The sequence below is a fragment of the Bacillus sp. AP8 genome (assembly GCF_000321185.1).
GTDB classification, from domain to species: domain Bacteria; phylum Bacillota; class Bacilli; order Bacillales; family DSM-1321; genus Bacillus_AD; species Bacillus_AD massilioanorexius.
This window is the reverse complement of sequence record NZ_CAPG01000027.1, coordinates 251,269-269,504: the sequence shown is the minus strand read 5'-3', so window position 1 is coordinate 269,504 and position 18,236 is coordinate 251,269. Positions and strand designations below refer to the sequence as shown.

Below are 18,236 nucleotides of genomic sequence, written 5' to 3'. Positions count from 1 at the left end.
ATAGAAATACACTTTCTAAAGATTATTTACAAGGACTTATCTCTATCTCCATCTTCCTATAGCAATAATTCTCTTTAATAGAAAAAAACAAAGCGAACAACTTATGAACACTTTGTTTTTTCCATTAAAACTTCTTCTGTTATTTTTTTTATATCAATCGTAGATGTAGTATCTTCATTAATCATATCAGGTAATATATTTTCAAAGAAATATTGCACACAACTTAAATAATCAAAACTTTTTATCGATGTTAAAGCATCTCGGTATATTTCTATATATACAGGTTCACTATTCCCTTTTTGAATTTCTAAAAAGGCTTCATACACAAGATCAATTTTATCAGAAATGGATAAGATTTTAGATTCAATAGAGCTACCTTCTTTACCATCTTTCATAAGATTTCTAAAATAGCCTTGATATTCTTCAGGAATTTCAGATTCGATAAACTTCTCAGTCATCCCTTCTTCTACACTTCGTAGCATAGAACGTAATTCTGGGGTGGCATATTTAACTGGGGTTGGAATATCCGATATGAAAACTTCAGGAAAATCATGATTTAACGCTTTCTCATAAAGATCTTTCCAATTGATTTCTGTCCCATAGCTTTCTTCAACCGTTGCTAAAAATTGTGCGTATTGAGTTACCTTAAAAGAGTGAGAAGCAACATTGTGCCGCTCAAGCTTAAATTGTCCCGGACAACGCTCAATGCGTTCTAATTTTGTTAAACTTTTAAAATACGTATGAATTCCCATTCTCTAACACTCCTTCATTACAATTTTCAAAGTTGATGTTGAAAGTTTATTGTTTAGAAAAAAGCCGATCGTAATAAAAATGATCGACTTTACATATAAACAAATCACCAATGCTTGATGTTACATTTTCTAACACAACCGAATAATTTTTAATTATGATACATCATTTTGAGTCATAAAGCTAGTATTAAATCCAAACTATTTTATTATTTAGGCTACCTATAACTTATAATGAAGAACTTTCTGCATACCATGTGGCCCCTCTCTTCTTAATCCACGATCCATATATCCGACTTTTTTATACACATGGTATGCTCTCAAATTCCCTTCATTTACCATAAGAAACAACTCTAACATATCTGGGTGATTTTTCTTTACAAAAGATGGTAACATTCTCATTGCCTTTTGAGCTAATCCCTTACCTTGATATACGGGATTAACAGATAACGATCGAATGAGCATTGATCCTTTTGCATTTTCATCTTGTAGTACATCTTCACCTTTATGAAGGACAAAAAAACCAACTGGATTATTATGAGTAATCATGACGATAAGTTCACAAGCTGGATTATCTTTAAATCTTGAAATAGCTTCCCTCGGTAAAGCGGTGAAATCCTTTTGAGTCTCATCTAAATTATACTCACAAACTTGATTATAATGGCGTTCCTCATAGTACATTAACTCCATATCCCTTGTTTTTGCAGTCATAATGATTTCCCCTTCGCATACAAATATTATAAGAAAATAATATCATATTAGGTAAAAACTTCTAAGGGGTAACTGTAGAATAATCTAAAAAGGTGTATCATTTGCTTACCATGAACACAAGCCTTCTCTTTCTTTCCACACGATGTGCTCCTGCCTTCACTTATTTAATTACCTATGAAAAAAAGCACTATAAACGGATTACATCCAGTTCATAGTGCTCTCAAATTTCTGTTTATTCAGCTACAGTTTGAACAACCGCAACTACCATTTCAGCAATTTTTTCTAATTCTTCGATAGGCATTTTTTCATTTGTTGTATGAATTTCTTCATATCCTACAGCAAGATTGACTGTTGGGATACCAAAGCCTGCGATGACATTCGCATCACTACCACCACCACTTTGTTGTAAAGATGGTGTACGGCCAATTTTTTCCGCTGCTTTCTTAGCTACTTCTACTACATGATCCCCATGACCATATTTAAAACCTGGATACATCACTTCAATATTAACGATTGCTTCTCCGCCCATTTCTTTAGCAGTTGTTTCAAAAGCTTCTTTCATCGTTTTCGCTTGAGCTTCCATTTTTTCTCCAACTAGCGAACGTGCCTCAGCCAAAATTTCCACATGATCACAAACAATATTCGTTTGTTTTCCACCTTCAAATCGACCGATATTAGCAGTTGTTTCTTCATCAATACGTCCTAGAGGCATTTTAGCAATTGCTTTCGCAGCAATTGTAATGGCACTAACACCTTTTTCTGGCGCCACACCTGCATGAGCTGTTTTTCCTTTGATTGTTGCTGTAATTTTGGCTTGCGTAGGTGCTGCTACAACGATTTCCCCTACTTTTCCATCACTATCTAACGCATAACCATACTTAGCTGTCACAAGTGCTGAATCTAATGCTTTCGCACCTACTAAACCAGATTCTTCTCCAACTGTAATGATAAATTCGATTTTTCCATGAGCAATATTTTGCTCTTTTAAAACACGAATAGCTTCAAACATAGCTGAAAGACCTGTTTTATCATCAGCTCCTAAAATCGTTGTTCCATCAGTAACGACATAACCATCAACTATCGAAGGTTTCACACCTTTACCAGGTACAACTGTATCCATATGTGAAGTAAAATAGATTGTATCAACACCTTCTTTTGTAGCAGGTAATGTACAAATTAAATTTCCTGCTCCAAAACCTGTTTTAGCTGCTGCATCATCTTCCACTACTTTCACACCTAAAGAAGTGAATTTTTCTTTTAATACTTTTGAGATTTCTGTTTCATATCTAGACTCTGAGTCGATTTGAACTAGTTCTAAAAACTCATCAAGTAATCTTTGTTTATTAATCATTTTAATTCCCTCCAACTATGTACTAACAATTATAGTATACCTATTAGAAATCCGTAGTAGCAAATCCAATTTTTATAGGCTGCATATCATATTATACTCCTCTATAAATAATAGAACCAGCTTTGATTTTTTAGAAGAAAAACATTGACAAAAATGAATTTACATGATATAATTTATTTTTTAGAAACATATTAAATCCGTTATATACTTAACACCTACTAATTAGCAGGTGTTTTCTTTTTTTGCAAAAAAGGCTATCTCAAAATGGTAAAGGTGGCGTATATGAACATGGATAATAAGAATAGCTTAACAGCTTTAATCAGTTGCTACGCAAGAGGATTCCATACAACATACAGTAAGAATCCGATTTTCTATGACAAAATGGCTTTTTCTTTCATATCTGAAGATGAAAAGAGAATGATAGAAGAGAACTGGACAAATGCCATCCAATTTTTTAACAGTCATAAAGAAACGGAACTATATACTTCCAACGACAAGCTTGAATGGGTCATGAACACACAGTGTGTTCCTCAAGTTGTGAGTAGAGCTCGATACGAAGAAGAAGCACTCGAAGCAGCCATTGAACGTGGATTAAAACAGTACATTTTATTAGGAGCTGGGTTTGATACTTTTTCTTATAGACAAAAAAACATTCCAAAAGACTTCATGATTTACGAAGTGGATCACCCATCCACTCAAGCAGCTAAAATAAACAGACTAAATTATGCTAGGCTTACAATACCTTCCAATGTAAAATATATTTCTGTAGATTTTAATAAAGACGATCTATATGTAGAACTTCAAAAGAATGGTTATGATAAGCACAAATATAGTTTTTTCAGTTGTTTAGGTGTAAGCATGTATTTAAATAAACAGAAGCTATTAACACTTCTCAAGCATATTTCAGAAATTACCCCTAATGGCAGCTCCTTCATTTTAGATTATTTAGATAATACAGCTTTAGATGATAACCTTGCGTCTGAAAAGCTGGTTAAAATGAAACACTTGGCAACACAAACCGGAGAACCTATTATTACAAGTTTTGATCCACTACTCCTTGATTTAGAATTACAAAACACAGAAATGCTCGTTTATGAAAACCTTTCACCTGATCAAATTGAAGAAAGATATTTTCAAAATAGACAAGATGAGTTACATGCCTATAGTCATTTTCACTTTGCACATTTAGCAGTTCATAAATAAGAAAAGTTTTTCTCGTAAAAAATATAAGTTGTCTAAAAATGATGTTTTATCGTTTTTCAGAGGCACCTACGCTTTAAGTCATCAAAGTTATTATAGATATTAGGAGTAATAGGGAAAATACAACACAAGAGGGTGTTCATCATTTTGAACACCCTCTTTTTATTATTTATGACAGTAAAAAATTTCTCTACAACATTAGGACACTTGGGAATTTTCAGAAAAAATATTTTGTAACATTATTTAGTAATTATTCGAATCACTGTAACAGGTAACGGCTATGAATATACATTACAATGGAATATTTCCATGTTTTTTATAAGGTCTTGTTTCTTCTTTATGACGAAGCATTTCAAGAGCTTGAATAATTTTGATACGAGTATCACGAGGATCAATAACATCGTCAACCATACCAGCATTCGCAGCAACATACGGATTTGCAAATTTTTCTCTATATTCGTCAATTCTTTTTTGTCTAGTTTCTTCAGGATTTTCGCTATTCTGAATTTCACGAGCAAATACAACGTTTGCTGCGCCTTCAGGCCCCATAACCGCAATCTCAGCATTCGGCCAAGCATAAACCATGTCAGCACCAATTGATTTACTATTAAGTGCAACATACGCTCCACCATATGCTTTACGAAGAATTACTGTTAATTTCGGTACTGTCGCTTCAGAATAAGCATATAAGATTTTGGCGCCATGTCGAATAATTCCACCATGCTCTTGTTTTACACCCGGGAAGAAACCAGTTACATCTTCAAATGTAATAAGAGGGATATTAAACGAATCACAGAATCGAATAAAACGAGCTGTTTTATCTGACGAATCGATATCTAATCCACCTGCAAGGAACTTCGGTTGATTAGCAACTAAACCTACCGCTTGTCCTTTTACTCGTGCAAAACCAACTACAATATTACGTGCAAAGTCTTTTTGAACTTCCATGAAGCTTTCTTCATCTACAACCTGTTCAATAACCTTTCTTACATCATACGGTCTTGTACTTTCAATAGGTACTAAATCCATTAAATCTGGACGATAATCATCTTCTATGTTGTATTCAGATCCTGGTGCTTTTTCTTTATTATTTTGAGGTAAATAACTTAGTAATGTTCGTACATTCTGTAGTACTTCTTCTTCTGATGCAGCTTTAAAATGTGCAGCACCACTAATACTATTATGAACTTTGGCACCACCTAAGTTCTCTGAACTAATTTTTTCACCTGTAACTGTTTCAATAACCTTTGGGCCAGTAATGAACATTTGACTTGTTTTCTCTACCATGAAAACAAAATCTGTAATCGCGGGTGAATAAACTGCTCCACCTGCACATGGTCCCATAATGACGGAGATTTGAGGAATTACCCCAGAATAAATGGAGTTTCTGTAAAAGATATGTCCATATCCGTCTAATGATAATACACCTTCTTGGATACGCGCTCCACCCGAGTCATTTAATCCCACAAACGGTGCTCCGTTTTTTGCTGCTAAATCCATAACGTTAGCTATTTTTTTAGCATGCATTTCTCCAAGAGCTCCACCAAATACGGTAAAATCTTGGGAGAATAAATAAATGTCTCGACCATTTACTTTACCATAACCAGTTACAACCCCATCACCAGGTCCATCTACTTCGTCAAGGCCGAAGTCTTTACAGCGATGTTCAATAAAAGCCCCTATTTCCACAAATGTTCCCGGATCTACTAATAATTCAATTCTTTCTCTAGCAGTTAATTTTCCCTTTTGATGCTGTTTTTCTATGCGAGCATCTCCGCCACCAAGTTCAACTTCTCTCTTTTTATCATAAAGCTCACAAATTTTACCAAACATATCACTCATTCTTATTCCCCCTTATGTGTTTCTTGCTCGCATAATTCAAATAGTACACTACCTGTAGATTTCGGGTGAAGGAACGCTACTTGGCTATTATGAGCACCTGTTCTTGATTTCTCATCAATCATCTTAATCCCTTTTGCTTTCACTTCATCAATGCGATCTTGAATACTTTCGACACCCAAAGCAATATGATGAATACCCTCTCCTCGTTTACTAATAAATTTAGCAACTGGACTATCATCATGTAGTGGTTCTAACAATTCTATTCTTGTATTACCAGCATTTAGAAAGGCTACTTTAACTCCTTGACTCTCAACTGTTTCAACGCCTTCATCTTTCATTCCCAAAACGTCTCGATAAAAACCGAGCGACTGCTCAATCGATTTCACCGCAACACCGATATGGTCAATTTTCTTTATCATAGTCACTTTCCCCCAATTTCCCCTAATTGCCATACATTTTTAATTATTCTATATTTTTAAAAAATATTTCCTTGATACTATTGTAATAGAAAAACTGTATTAATACAATCCATCAATTTTGAGATTCATTATGTTTTTTTATTAAAATTTCCCTATTTAAAGCGTATTCACAACCATTTTCTACTAGATAAAAAAAATATTTGAATTTTATATTATTATAATGGAATAACTGTACTAATACAATTTCCAAGAACTAAAAAGTTATTTTTACTAAAAAACTTGTTTTGTTTATCAGAAGAAGGTAGAATACTAGTGATTACTTTCAAAAAAGGAAGGTTCATATGAAGATAAAAAAAATGCAAAAAATCGTAGTTTATTTAATGATTATTACAATGCTAATGTCCACTTTACTAGTAGGTATTGGATACCTTTTCTAGTGCTATCTCACTTAAAGTAGAGATCAATACAAATAGTAAACATGACATATTATAAAAATAAAACAAAAAGGTCATATACTTTTGTCTTAAGTGAATGACCTTTTTTTCATAGGCTGACTACTAGAAGATTGTTGTTTTAAAATAAGTTCGATGAACAAAATCAGTTAATAGAATTATGGTTGATTTGGACGAGGCGCGAGACTCCAACGGGAGATTGCAGAATTCAACTTAGCCAATCTCTACTACTTGTTCATAGATAACAAAGTATATAAAAGCAACTTTTTTCCTAGTAAAGATATCCATTTTCCTTCGCAATTTGCGCAAAACTTTTTGAAGAAAGTGTTACTAAAATTTTCGTTTTAAGCGGTACTTGTTCATATAAGCGTTCAACATCACTATTTTTCATTCGGATACAACCGTTTGATATATACTTCCCAATTGACCAAGGTTCATTCGTTCCATGCACACCAAAGGTTCTACCATCTGTTCCATTTGCGTCAAAACCAAGCCAGCGACTACCTAGAGGATTCCTCGGATCTCCTCCAGGAATGTTTTTCTTTCGATAGTATGGATTTTTTGCTTTAACAACGATAGTGAATAGACCTTCAGGAGTCAATTCATTACTTCGTCCTGTTGCCACATTAAAGATTTCTACAACTTTCCCATCTTTTATATAGGCTAACTTATTATTCGCCTTATTTACAATTAGAAAAGGCTCTGTTTTAACTGGAGCAGCATTCACTATATTTGGCATAGATAAAGCAAAAATCAAAAAAAGTGAAAGTAGAGTTCTCATAATTATCTCCCTATGATTTTTGCTTAGTTTGTACGATTTTCTTTTTATCCATACCTTTTTTACCTCGTGATAATCCTTTATAGACACTCTTTATTATTAAATATTTCTCAAGTTCTTTTATTAAAGTGATTAAAGAAGATTGTTCATTAAACTCCTGACGAGACTTGGGTAAAGGTAAGTCATTAACCTCTTTAAGCATTTTATCTAGCTTTTCTAAATAAATATAAGATGTATTATACGGATGTATATGTTCTCCTAAATCATCAATAAATTCCGCTATCATTTCTGCACAAGGAACCGACTTTGGTAACGAAGCAACTAAAGGAAGCATTCTCTCAATAATTTCAAATTGTTTTTCTCTCATTTTGAAATAATGATAATACAAGTCATCACTTTTTGTTACGTGATTTTCCACATCACGAAAAGCGAGCAATTTCGCCTCTTGAATGAGCTCTTGCACTTCCATAAACTCCTTACCATTCCACTGACTTTTTCCTGTACGAATATAAAGTGACATTTTTTTAAAGATAAAAGCAAAATTTCTCTCAATTTCTATTTGGTATTGCTTTAACGTTTTCCCTACACTCGGCATGTAAATATTCATAATTAACGCTACAGTGATACCAATTACAATTAATCCCAATTCATTTAATATTAAATCAAAAGAAACATATCCTGCTGAATAAATATGCAAAATGATTACGCTACTCGTCACAATTCCTTCTTTTGCTCCTATCGCAACAACAGTAGGAATAAATACTAGAAGCATTAATCCTATAATTACAGGGTTAAATCCAAGCCCCCCAAAGAAGATTGTTGAAAAGAACATAGCAATGATACAGGCTAAAAATCGATAAAAAGCAGCTTGAAACGATTTCTTTTTGGTCACCTGAATACATAATATTGTTATAATTCCAGCAGAGGGAAAACTATGTAGCTGAAACAATTGAGCAATGTATATTGCAATTGTAACACCGAGCGCTGTTTTGATGGTTCTATATCCAATTTTAAACATACTTCTCTCCTGCACTTATTAGTATCGATTTCTCCATTGATTAGTATCACATTACTATGTATTGATTTCAAGATATTATATATTTCTTCAATATTTTTCAAACTCAAACGAAAATGTAAAGACTCACAATTTTACCAAAAAACAGAAAGAGGTTGGCTTTTATCATAAGCCAACCTCTTATCTCATTAAACTTCTTCGCAATATTGATCAAAGTATGATTGTAATTTATTCATAACAGACACTGGATCATGTCCTTCAATTTCATGTCTTTCAACCATAGTACAAAGTTTTCCATCTTTTAATAGAGCAAATGATGGAGATGATGGTGGATATTCATCAAAATAGCTTCTTGCTTGTTCAGTTGCAGCCTTATCTTGACCAGCAAATACAGTAACTAAATGATCAGGTTTTTTATCATAATGAACGGCATGAGCTGCAGCAGGTCTTGCTATCCCACCCGCACAACCACACACAGAATTAATCATTACTAGTGTTGTACCTTTTTGAGCAAATGCTTGATCTACTTCTTCTGGTGTTGTCAATTCTGTATAACCAGCTGATTTCATTTCATTTCGTGCTGTTTTTACAACATCATTCATAAAAAAATTAAAATCCATATTCATCCTCATTACCTCTCTTAAACAAAATCTATCATTATAATTATCATAACAATAGAAATGTGAGTATTCAACACATTAAACCAGCAATTTTTGATTACTGCCTATTATTCCGTCTTTTTGCCTTACAGCTATTGATTGTATTAATACAATTCATCTTCATTTTAACAGAATAATCATCTAACCAAACAAATCAGCTCTCATCCAGAGTACATGTTCTGAATAAGAGCTGAAATAATAGAATTATTTATCATTATAGATTGGTCTATTTATTCACAAATATTTGTAAAGCTTCCATAACAGCTTTACTAACCGTTTTATTTCCATTCATGACATCATTCTCTAACTGGGGTAAACATTTACGAATTCTTTCATCACTAAAAAACAACTGATGAATTTGATGAGATAGTGATTGTTTCATCCATTCTTTCGTTTGCATTTTTCTTCTGTCGTCAAAAACACCCATTGCCTTTCCCTGTTGAACAAACTCTTGAATAAGATCCCATAGTTCCATAATACCTGTTCCCTCTATACTAGAACATGTATATGCTTGTGTTTGCCATCCAACAGTTGCAGGCTGTAATACATGTAAAATACGATTATATTCAGCTTGTGTGGTCTTAGCATGTACAACATTATGCCCATCTGCTTTGTTTACAACAATTGCATCAGCTAATTCCATAATTCCTTTTTTCATTCCTTGTAATTCATCACCAGCTCCTGTTATCACAAGAAGCATAAAGAAATCCGTCATCCCTCTAACGATGGCTTCACTTTGTCCTACACCAACCGTTTCAATAATGATGACATCATAGCCCGCGGCCTCACAAAGCAACATACTTTCTCTTGTCTTACGATGAACACCACCTAAAGTACCTTCAGATGGTGATGGACGAATAAAGGCTCTTTCATTAACAGAAAGCTTCTCCATTCGCGTTTTATCTCCTAAAATACTACCACCTGTGATTGATGAACTTGGGTCAATGGCTAATACAGCCACCTTATGACCCAAGTCACATAATTCAGTACCAAAACGTTCAATAAACGTGCTTTTACCCGCTCCAGGAACTCCTGAAATACCAACTCGAACAGACTTATTCGTATAAGGTAATACTTTTTGCAAAAGCTCCTGAGCACTATCAAAATGATGAGGTGCATTACTCTCAATTAGCGTAATCCCTTTTGCTAGTGCTGCTCGATTACCGGCAAGAATACCATGTAATAGTTCATCTGTATCAATTCTTTTCCGATCCTTCTTAACGAACCTTGGTTTATGTTGATTTCGGTCTGTCATTATGAAGACACTTCCTCATACCCTAATGCTTTATAGATTTCTTTCATAAGAGTTTTTGCCGATTCAGGAATAACTGTTCCTGGTCCAAAAATTGCTTTAGCACCATGTTCATATAAGAAGTCGTAATCTTGCTGTGGAACTACCCCTCCAATAATAACGATAATGTCTTCACGCCCAAGTTTTTTCAGTTCTTCAATAAGCTGTGGTAATAACGTTTTATGCCCAGCAGCAAGTGAACTCATTCCAACGACATGGACATCATTTTCAACTGCTTGACGGGCAGTTTCTGCTGGTGTTTGGAATAAAGGTCCCATATCAACATCAAAGCCTAAATCTGCAAATGCTGTAGATACAACTTTGACTCCTCTATCGTGACCATCCTGACCCATTTTCGCCATTAAAATACGAGGTCGTCTTCCTTCTTGCTCTAAGAATTCGTCTGTCATTCTTTTCACTTCAGAAATATCGTCTTCCACACCATACGATGAACTATAAACACCGCTAATTGAACGAATAACCGCTGAATGTCGTCCTGAAACTAATTCAATAGCCATTGAAATCTCTCCTAGGCTCGCTCTTACGCGTGCTGCTTCAACAGCAAGAGCCAACAAATTACCTTCTCCAGTTTCAGCAGCTTTTGTAATAGCATTAAGAGCTGCAATTACTTTTTCTTCATCACGATTTTCTCTTAATTGCTTTAATTTCTCCAATTGACTTTCACGAACAGCCGTATTATCAACTTCTAAAATATCTAGCGCTTCTTCTTTTTCTAAACGATATTTGTTTACTCCAACGATTGTCTCTAATTTAGAATCAATTTTCGCCTGACGTTTAGCCGCAGCTTCTTCAATTCTCATTTTAGGAATTCCTGTTTCGATAGCTTTCGCCATACCGCCTAATGATTCAATCTCTTCAATATGCTTCCAAGCTTTCTCAATAAGCTCATTTGTTAGTGTTTCTACATAGTAAGAACCTGCCCATGGATCAATAACTTTAGTCATTGAAGTTTCCTCTTGTAGATATAATTGTGTATTACGAGCAATACGGGCAGAGAAATCTGTCGGTAAAGCAATTGCTTCATCCAGCGCATTTGTATGCAAGGATTGTGTATGTCCCATTGTTGCAGCATGAGCTTCAATTAAAGTACGAGCTACATTATTAAATGGATCTTGTTCTGTTAAGCTCCAGCCTGATGTTTGTGAATGAGTTCTTAACATTGTAGATTTTTCATTTTCAGGTTCAAATTGTTTCATCAATTTCGCCCAAATACATCGTGCTGCTCTCATTTTGGCAACTTCCATAAAATAATTCATGCCAATAGCCCAGAAAAATGAAAGCCTTGGTGCAAATTTATCGATAGGAATTCCTGCTTGAAGCCCAGTTCGAACATATTCAATTCCATCAGCAAGTGTATAAGCTAATTCCAAATCAGCAGGCGCTCCAGCTTCCTGTAAATGGTAACCCGAGATAGAAATACTATTAAATTTCGGCATATACCTAGAAGTATACTCGAATATATCTGCAATAATTTTCATACTCATTTTTGGTGGATAAATGTACGTATTACGCACCATATATTCTTTTAAAATATCATTTTGAATTGTACCAGACAGCTTTTCTTGAGGAACTCCTTGCTCTTCAGCTGTTACGATGTAAAATGCTAAAACAGGTAATACCGCACCATTCATAGTCATTGAAACACTCATTTGATCTAATGGAATACCGTCAAATAATTGTTTCATATCAATCATACTATCAATTGCAACACCCGCTTTACCTACATCACCTACAACGCGTTCATGGTCAGAGTCATACCCTCTATGAGTTGCTAAGTCAAATGCAACAGATAGACCTTTTTGCCCCATAGCTAAATTACGTCGATAAAAAGCATTTGATTCCTCAGCCGTTGAGAAACCAGCATATTGGCGAACTGTCCATGGTTTATTTACATACATAGTCGGATAAGGCCCTCTTGTAAATGGAGCGATTCCGGGCAGATGTTGCATTTGTTCTAATCCTTGAACGTCCTCTTTATTGTATAAAGTATTAATTTTAATATCTTCATTTGTTTCAAAAAGAAGCTCTTCCAAGTTTTCTATGCTTTTTGCAGCAGTCTGTTTCCAATCATTTTGGCCAATTTGTTTTTTCTTAGGTGTTAATTTTGAAAAATCACGACGTGTAGACAATTACAAAACCTCCAAGTCTGTTAAAATTGATGTAATTTGTGTAACAGCATTACTTCCAACAGCAATAACATCCTTCAATCCAGCTGTTTTCAATTGTTGATCTAATTCTGCATTTTGTTTACCAGCTATGAAGATTTCCACTTGTTTATCCGCTTCTACTATTGCTTTTGTCCATGCTACAGCAACTTCTTCATAATCAGCATCACTTCCACATAAAACATAATGCTTAAATGAGCTTGTTTTAACAAACTGGATTACTTCATCAATTGTTGAACATTGTTGTTGAATAGATTCAACTCCACCAGCTGCAACAAATCCTTTAACAAAATCAGCTCGAGGTTTATATGATTTTAAATCTTTAATACAAATTAAACCTATTTCAGGGCATTTTCCGTTCTTTTCTTTATAGTTAAGTGAAGCAATTCGTAAATTCTCGAAATCCTCTGCTAGACGAACTCCTTTTAAAGGTATAATCTGTTCAATTTCATATGGTAATGCCACTTCAAGTGACTTAGATTTATTTAATACAACGGTATCTTCTAAATTCGGATATACATTGGTTCCAATTAGACTATCCTTACGCTTAGCTACATTTTCTTTCTTTTCTGTTAATGTTTCTTTAACATTTTCTTGTAGCCAACCGGTACGTAATACTTCAATTAGCCCACCGCGTTTTTCAATTTCAAGAAATAAGCTCCACGCTTTATCAGTCAATTCATTTGTTAATGTTTCAACATAAAATGAACCACCAGCAGGATCTACTACTTTATCCACTAGCGTTTCCTCTTTTATCACTAAGTGAATATTTCTTGCGATTCTATCTGAGAAAGATGATGTTTCATTTGAAGCAACACTATATTCTTTTACCTCTAATGATTGGACACCACCGATAACTGCTGCAAAAGCTTGGTTAGCTTGGCGTAGTAAATTTACATATGAATCAAATAAAGTAGACGTGAACGTTGAAGTTTCTGCATGAATGTACATTTTAAAGCATTCAGGATCCGTAGAAAATTCTTGACCTAATAAAGACCATAAACGTCTTGCTGCTCGTAATTTTGCAACATTCATAAAGAAAGCTGAATCTATCCCAAAAGCAAACACGATATTTTTAGCCACATCTTCTGCTGTATACCCATTTTTCATTCCATAGTGTAGATATTCTGAAGCAGTCGCTAGAGCTGTAGCTAACTCTTGCACAGCATTCCCACCAGCGTTATGAACAGCTGTAGACTTCACTAAGATTTTCTTTACATTAGGTAAATCCGCCTCTTTCAAATGTTCAAACCATTCAGCAAAAAAAGCTTCTGGATCTAAAATTCCTTTACCTTGGATAACTCCCTCAGCTATTGGATCTTCCGCTAACACGCCTTTAAGTCCTTCTTGCTCTACTTTGGATAATTTTTTCACCTGTGAAAGCAAAGCTTTTTGACCACCTTTAGTATCTACGAAAAGTGGTTGTTCTTTTTTCGACGCTTCTTGTAAAAAGAATTGTAGTTCATCACTATTCATCGTTGCCAATTGGCTAAAATCAACCGCTAATGAATTTTGGCCGCGGCTTACCAATTGATTAAAGTTTGCTAAAATTTGTTCAGCACTGTCTCCAAAAATCTTTTGTGAAACTAACCATGGTCGCTTAGCATAACCTAAAGCATCTGTACCTCTTGTGTATGGTGCAAATCCTGGCCATTCTTCGTTTATTACAGAACTATCTTCAGTATATAAAGGCTTTAATTCTATACCTTCATAAGTTGATGTCTTAAGTTTAGCTAAAGATTTCCCCTTTAAACTTGCCTCAGCCTTCTTTTCCCAATCTTCCATAGTAGCTAGTGGAAAAGTAACCGCTTTTGTCTCTTGAAGATTCATGTTTGTTCGCTTTTATTAAGTACTATCCTAGCGTGAACGCTTTCAATTCATGCTGTTTTAATCCTAATAAAAGCCTACACCCCCCTTTATGAAATGAAAACGCAACTAATGTCGAAATTTGTATAAATATTTCAACTATTAACTCTATTCTAGTACAGCTAACCTTTTCCTGCAATTATCCTTTACAAAAAAAATCAAAAAAAGCACTTTTGAGAACAAGCAATACGCTCTTCAAAAGTGCTTTTTCATTAATAAATCGACGTATTTTCGTCTGACATATTTTCAATAATTTCTTTAATTCTTGCTAAGAATTTCCCACAAACCAAGCCATCAAGCACTCGATGATCCAACGATAAACATAAGTTGACCATATCACGAACCGCAATCATGCCATCAATGATTACTGGACGTTTCACAATCGATTCAATCTGTAGTATAGCAGCTTGCGGATGATTAATAATACCCATTGATTGAACCGAACCAAATGACCCCGTATTATTAACAGTAAAAGTACCACCTTGCATTTCTTCTGCCTTTAACTGACCAGTTCTAACTTTTCGAGAAAGATCTGTAATCTCTCTAGCAACACCTTTGATAGATTTTTCATCAGCATGTTTAATTACAGGAACAAATAAAGAATCTTCTGTTGCTACCGCAATATTTAAATGTATATCACGTTTTTGAATGATTTTATCGCCAGCCCATGTTGAATTAATTTCTGGAAATTCCTTTAACGCTTGAGCAACAGCTTTAACAAAAAACGCGAAATAAGTTAGATTATAGCCTTCTTTCTCCATAAAGCGATTTTTCTCTTTATTGCGGAGAGCAACTAGATTAGTAGCATCAACCTCTATCATCATCCAAGCATGTGGAATTTCATGTTTACTTTTCAGCATATTGTTTGCAATTGCTTTTCGGACAGGGTTTATAGGTAACGCAAGATCACCATTTACAGGTACATAAGATTTCTCCTCTGCCGACTTAGATACAAGTGGTTGAATTTCTGCTGATGTCATTTTAGTTTGAACACTCTCTTTTTCAACTGGCTTTTCGTTAATTCCACCAGCTTGAACAGCTTGTAAAATATCTTTACGAGTGATTCTACCACCTGCCCCAGTTCCTGTGATTTGAGCTAAATCAATGTTGTGCTCTTGAGATAAACGTAAAACAGCAGGTGAGTAACGAGCGCTTGCTAAAGGCTTTTCGATTTTTGTCACTTCAGGTTGATTACTAGACTGAACAACTACTTTTTCCTCATTTTGCTCTTCCACTTCTATCGTACAGATAACTTCTCCTATTTCTAAAGTCTGATCTTCCTCAGCAATTAGTTCTTTAATAATACCAGAAAACGAAGAAGGCACTTCTGCATTTACTTTATCAGTCATTACTTCAGCAATTGGATCATATTTATTTACAGAATCTCCAGGTCCAACTAACCATTTACTTATTGTGCCTTCTGTAACACTTTCTCCAAGCTGCGGCATTTTCATTGTTTCAATTGCCAACTTAGGTCCCCCCTATCTGTAAGTATTTAGAATTCAGCGAGCTCTTTTATTGCTTTCTCAACTTTGTCACTATTGACTAAAAAGAATTTTTCCATTGTTGGTGCATAAGGCATAGCTGGAACATCTGGACCAGCTAATCTCATGATTGGTGCATCCAAATCGAAGAGGCAATTCTCTGCAATAATAGCTGCTACCTCTCCAATAACGCTACCTTCTTTGTTATCTTCAGTGATTAACAATACTTTACCCGTTTTCGAAGCCGCTTCAATGATAGCTTCTTTATCTAAAGGATATATTGTTCGTAAATCCAAAACATGAGTGGATATGCCATCAGAAGCAAGTTTTTCAGCTGCTTGTAAAGCATGGTGAACACATAAACCATAAGTTATGACAGTGACATCTTCACCTTCACGTTTAACATCTGCTTTTCCAATTGGTAATACGTAATCTTCCTGTGGCACTTCTCCTTTAATAAGTCGATAAGCTCTTTTATGTTCAAAAAACAACACAGGGTCAGGATCACGAACAGCAGCCTTCAATAAACCCTTTACGTCATACGGAGTAGAAGGCATTACAATTTTTAAACCCGGTGTATTAGCAAACATCGCTTCTACTGATTGAGAATGATATAAGGCGCCATGAACACCACCACCGTAAGGAGCTCGAATGACGATAGGACAATTCCAATCATTATTTGAACGATATCGAATTTTTGCAGCTTCAGACACAATTTGATTAACAGCAGGCATAATGAAGTCTGCAAATTGCATTTCAGCAATCGGTCTCATTCCATACATGGCTGCCCCTATACCTACACCAGCTATTGCCGACTCTGCTAAAGGTGTATCTAGTACTCGATGTTCACCAAATTGTTCATATAATCCCTGTGTTGCCTTAAAGACCCCACCTTTTCTTCCAACATCTTCACCTAATACAAAAACCTTCTCGTCTCTTTCCATCTCTTCACGAATCGCCATCGTCACTGCATCTATATATGAAATTACAGGCATATTATTCTCCCTCCTTACTAGTTACCATATACATGATTTAAAGCATGTTCTGGATTTGCATACGGTGCATTTTCTGCAAAATCAGTTGCGTCATTTACTATTTTCATAATGCGATCATTAATTTCTTTTTCACTTTCATCATTCAAAATACCGCAATCTTTTAGATAAGTTGCAAAAGATTGAATTGGATCATTTGATTTCGCTTCAGATATTTCATCTTGCGCTCGATACGCTCTATCGTCATCATCGCTTGAATGCGGCGTTAGTCGATAAGTAATCGTTTCGATTAAAGTAGGACCATCACCTCTTCTAGCACGCTCAGCAGCTTCTTTAACCACTTTATATACTTCTAGAGGATTGTTTCCATCGACTGTAACCCCAGGCATACCATACCCAATGGCACGGTCTGAAACTCTAGCACAACCTAATTGTTTTTCGATTGGAACAGAAATCGCATATTTATTATTCTCACACATAAAGATTACCGGAAGCTTATGAACACCCGCAAAGTTTGCCCCTTCATGAAAATCTCCTTGATTACTAGACCCTTCTCCAAATGTTACAAAGGAGACTAAATCTTTCCCTTCCATTTTTCCAGCTAATGCTATCCCAACAGCATGAGGAACTTGTGTAGTAACGGGTGAAGAACCTGTTACTATACGATTCTTCTTCTGACCAAAATGTCCTGGCATTTGTCTTCCACCTGAGTTCGGATCTTCCGCTTTCGCAAATCCTGAAAGCATTAACTCTCTTGCAGTCATCCCAAAGGTTAATACAACTCCGACATCCCTGTAATAAGGTAATATATAGTCTTTTTCAGTATTAAGTGCAAAAGCCGCTCCTACTTGAGCCGCTTCTTGTCCTTGGCAAGAAATAACAAAAGGTATTTTTCCTGAACGATTTAATAACCACATGCGCTCATCAATTCTTCTTGCAAGAATCATTGTTTCATACATTTCCATAAGTTTTTCGTTCGACAAACCCAGTTCTTTATGGCGATTTTCCATATGTTTATCCTCCAATCATTTTACAAATTGCTCTTTTAAAGTTTTCTATAGTTATTAAAATTTGCCTTATTATAGGACAGTTAACAATCTTCTAAAAAGTGTTGAAGGTTTTAGTACTATCAATTTAGAAATGATTCGACTAGTTCTGAAAATAAGAAAGCTACAACTGCCTAGCAAGTTTAATAGTGCTGGAGCTAGACAGTATTTTAGTTCATATACTTTCCTAAACCC

16 protein-coding genes are annotated in these 18,236 nt (G+C 35.0%); 2 read left to right on the top strand and 14 right to left on the bottom strand.

The annotated features are described in order from the left end of the window. Nucleotides 1-101 precede the first annotated feature (101 nt). The 3 genes from BN349_RS06025 to BN349_RS06015 form a co-directional block, all read right to left on the bottom strand. On the bottom strand, nt 102-752 hold the full coding sequence (locus BN349_RS06025) for a YfbR-like 5'-deoxynucleotidase (RefSeq protein WP_019241381.1): 651 nt from the start codon (nt 750-752) through the stop codon (nt 102-104). Between the two features lie 219 nt (nt 753-971). Beyond that, on the bottom strand, nt 972-1,460 hold the full coding sequence (locus tag BN349_RS06020; protein WP_019241380.1) for a GNAT family N-acetyltransferase: 489 nt from the start codon (nt 1,458-1,460) through the stop codon (nt 972-974). 232 nt (nt 1,461-1,692) lie between these two features. Continuing rightward, nucleotides 1,693-2,811 carry a M20/M25/M40 family metallo-hydrolase gene (locus BN349_RS06015; RefSeq protein ID WP_019241379.1) on the bottom strand — a complete coding sequence of 373 codons (1,119 nt, stop codon included), beginning with the start codon at nt 2,809-2,811 and terminating at the stop codon, nt 1,693-1,695. A 288-nt stretch (nt 2,812-3,099) separates the two neighbouring features. Here BN349_RS06015 and BN349_RS06010 point away from each other — a divergent pair, with 288 nt between their 5' ends. Next, nucleotides 3,100-4,014, top strand: a complete 915-nt coding sequence (locus BN349_RS06010; protein WP_148335287.1) for a class I SAM-dependent methyltransferase — start codon at nt 3,100-3,102, stop codon at nt 4,012-4,014. Nucleotides 4,015-4,302: 288 nt separating this feature from the next. Here BN349_RS06010 and BN349_RS06005 read toward each other — a convergent pair whose 3' ends face one another. Both BN349_RS06005 and mce read right to left on the bottom strand, forming a co-directional pair. After that, on the bottom strand, nt 4,303-5,853 hold the full coding sequence (locus BN349_RS06005; protein ID WP_019241377.1) for an acyl-CoA carboxylase subunit beta: 1,551 nt from the start codon (nt 5,851-5,853) through the stop codon (nt 4,303-4,305). Nucleotides 5,854-5,855: 2 nt separating this feature from the next. Beyond that, complete coding sequence (gene mce / locus BN349_RS06000) at nt 5,856-6,272, bottom strand: methylmalonyl-CoA epimerase (RefSeq protein WP_019241376.1); 417 nt, start codon at nt 6,270-6,272, stop codon at nt 5,856-5,858. Between the two features lie 341 nt (nt 6,273-6,613). Here mce and prli42 point away from each other — a divergent pair, with 341 nt between their 5' ends. Next, the gene (gene prli42 / locus BN349_RS25815) at nt 6,614-6,709 is read left to right on the top strand and encodes a stressosome-associated protein Prli42 (RefSeq protein ID WP_019241375.1); all 96 of its coding nucleotides are present in this window, start codon (nt 6,614-6,616) and stop codon (nt 6,707-6,709) included. A 286-nt stretch (nt 6,710-6,995) separates the two neighbouring features. Here the strand turns inward: prli42 and BN349_RS05990 are convergent, their stop codons facing one another. From BN349_RS05990 to BN349_RS05950, 9 genes are all read right to left on the bottom strand, one after another. After that, nucleotides 6,996-7,505, bottom strand: coding sequence for a L,D-transpeptidase (locus BN349_RS05990; protein ID WP_019241374.1), 510 nt, complete (start codon nt 7,503-7,505; stop codon nt 6,996-6,998). A gap of 10 nt (nt 7,506-7,515) precedes the next feature. Next, complete coding sequence (locus BN349_RS05985) at nt 7,516-8,520, bottom strand: aromatic acid exporter family protein (RefSeq protein ID WP_019241373.1); 1,005 nt, start codon at nt 8,518-8,520, stop codon at nt 7,516-7,518. A gap of 185 nt (nt 8,521-8,705) precedes the next feature. Then, entirely contained in the window at nt 8,706-9,143 is a 438-nt protein-coding gene (locus BN349_RS05980) for a BrxA/BrxB family bacilliredoxin (RefSeq protein ID WP_019241372.1), read from the bottom strand. A 259-nt stretch (nt 9,144-9,402) separates the two neighbouring features. Then, the gene (gene meaB / locus BN349_RS05975; protein WP_019241371.1) at nt 9,403-10,431 is read right to left on the bottom strand and encodes a methylmalonyl Co-A mutase-associated GTPase MeaB; all 1,029 of its coding nucleotides are present in this window, start codon (nt 10,429-10,431) and stop codon (nt 9,403-9,405) included. Next, on the bottom strand, nt 10,431-12,569 hold the full coding sequence (scpA, locus tag BN349_RS05970) for a methylmalonyl-CoA mutase (RefSeq protein ID WP_232423527.1): 2,139 nt from the start codon (nt 12,567-12,569) through the stop codon (nt 10,431-10,433). The genes meaB and scpA overlap by 1 nt, the downstream gene beginning before the upstream one ends. 48 nt (nt 12,570-12,617) lie before the next feature. Beyond that, a complete protein-coding gene (locus BN349_RS05965; RefSeq protein WP_019241369.1) occupies nt 12,618-14,483 on the bottom strand; it encodes a methylmalonyl-CoA mutase family protein in 1,866 nt (621 codons plus the stop codon). Between the two features lie 248 nt (nt 14,484-14,731). Then, the gene (locus tag BN349_RS05960) at nt 14,732-15,988 is read right to left on the bottom strand and encodes a dihydrolipoamide acetyltransferase family protein (RefSeq protein ID WP_019241368.1); all 1,257 of its coding nucleotides are present in this window, start codon (nt 15,986-15,988) and stop codon (nt 14,732-14,734) included. 26 nt (nt 15,989-16,014) lie between these two features. After that, the gene (locus tag BN349_RS05955; RefSeq protein ID WP_019241367.1) at nt 16,015-16,998 is read right to left on the bottom strand and encodes an alpha-ketoacid dehydrogenase subunit beta; all 984 of its coding nucleotides are present in this window, start codon (nt 16,996-16,998) and stop codon (nt 16,015-16,017) included. 17 nt (nt 16,999-17,015) lie between these two features. Next, nucleotides 17,016-18,005, bottom strand: coding sequence for a thiamine pyrophosphate-dependent dehydrogenase E1 component subunit alpha (locus tag BN349_RS05950; protein WP_019241366.1), 990 nt, complete (start codon nt 18,003-18,005; stop codon nt 17,016-17,018). Nucleotides 18,006-18,236 lie beyond the last annotated feature (231 nt).

Coding starts and splice junctions, on each gene's coding strand:
- BN349_RS06025 (WP_019241381.1), bottom strand. CDS start 752: ATGGGAATTCATACGTATTTTAAAAGTTTAACAAAATTAGAACGCATT.
- BN349_RS06020 (WP_019241380.1), bottom strand. CDS start 1,460: ATGACTGCAAAAACAAGGGATATGGAGTTAATGTACTATGAGGAACGC.
- BN349_RS06015 (WP_019241379.1), bottom strand. CDS start 2,811: ATGATTAATAAACAAAGATTACTTGATGAGTTTTTAGAACTAGTTCAA.
- BN349_RS06010 (WP_148335287.1), top strand. CDS start 3,100: ATGGATAATAAGAATAGCTTAACAGCTTTAATCAGTTGCTACGCAAGA.
- BN349_RS06005 (WP_019241377.1), bottom strand. CDS start 5,853: ATGAGTGATATGTTTGGTAAAATTTGTGAGCTTTATGATAAAAAGAGA.
- mce (WP_019241376.1), bottom strand. CDS start 6,272: ATGATAAAGAAAATTGACCATATCGGTGTTGCGGTGAAATCGATTGAG.
- prli42 (WP_019241375.1), top strand. CDS start 6,614: ATGAAGATAAAAAAAATGCAAAAAATCGTAGTTTATTTAATGATTATT.
- BN349_RS05990 (WP_019241374.1), bottom strand. CDS start 7,505: ATGAGAACTCTACTTTCACTTTTTTTGATTTTTGCTTTATCTATGCCA.
- BN349_RS05985 (WP_019241373.1), bottom strand. CDS start 8,520: ATGTTTAAAATTGGATATAGAACCATCAAAACAGCGCTCGGTGTTACA.
- BN349_RS05980 (WP_019241372.1), bottom strand. CDS start 9,143: ATGAATATGGATTTTAATTTTTTTATGAATGATGTTGTAAAAACAGCA.
- meaB (WP_019241371.1), bottom strand. CDS start 10,431: ATGACAGACCGAAATCAACATAAACCAAGGTTCGTTAAGAAGGATCGG.
- BN349_RS05965 (WP_019241369.1), bottom strand. CDS start 14,483: ATGAATCTTCAAGAGACAAAAGCGGTTACTTTTCCACTAGCTACTATG.
- BN349_RS05955 (WP_019241367.1), bottom strand. CDS start 16,998: ATGCCTGTAATTTCATATATAGATGCAGTGACGATGGCGATTCGTGAA.
- BN349_RS05950 (WP_019241366.1), bottom strand. CDS start 18,005: ATGGAAAATCGCCATAAAGAACTGGGTTTGTCGAACGAAAAACTTATG.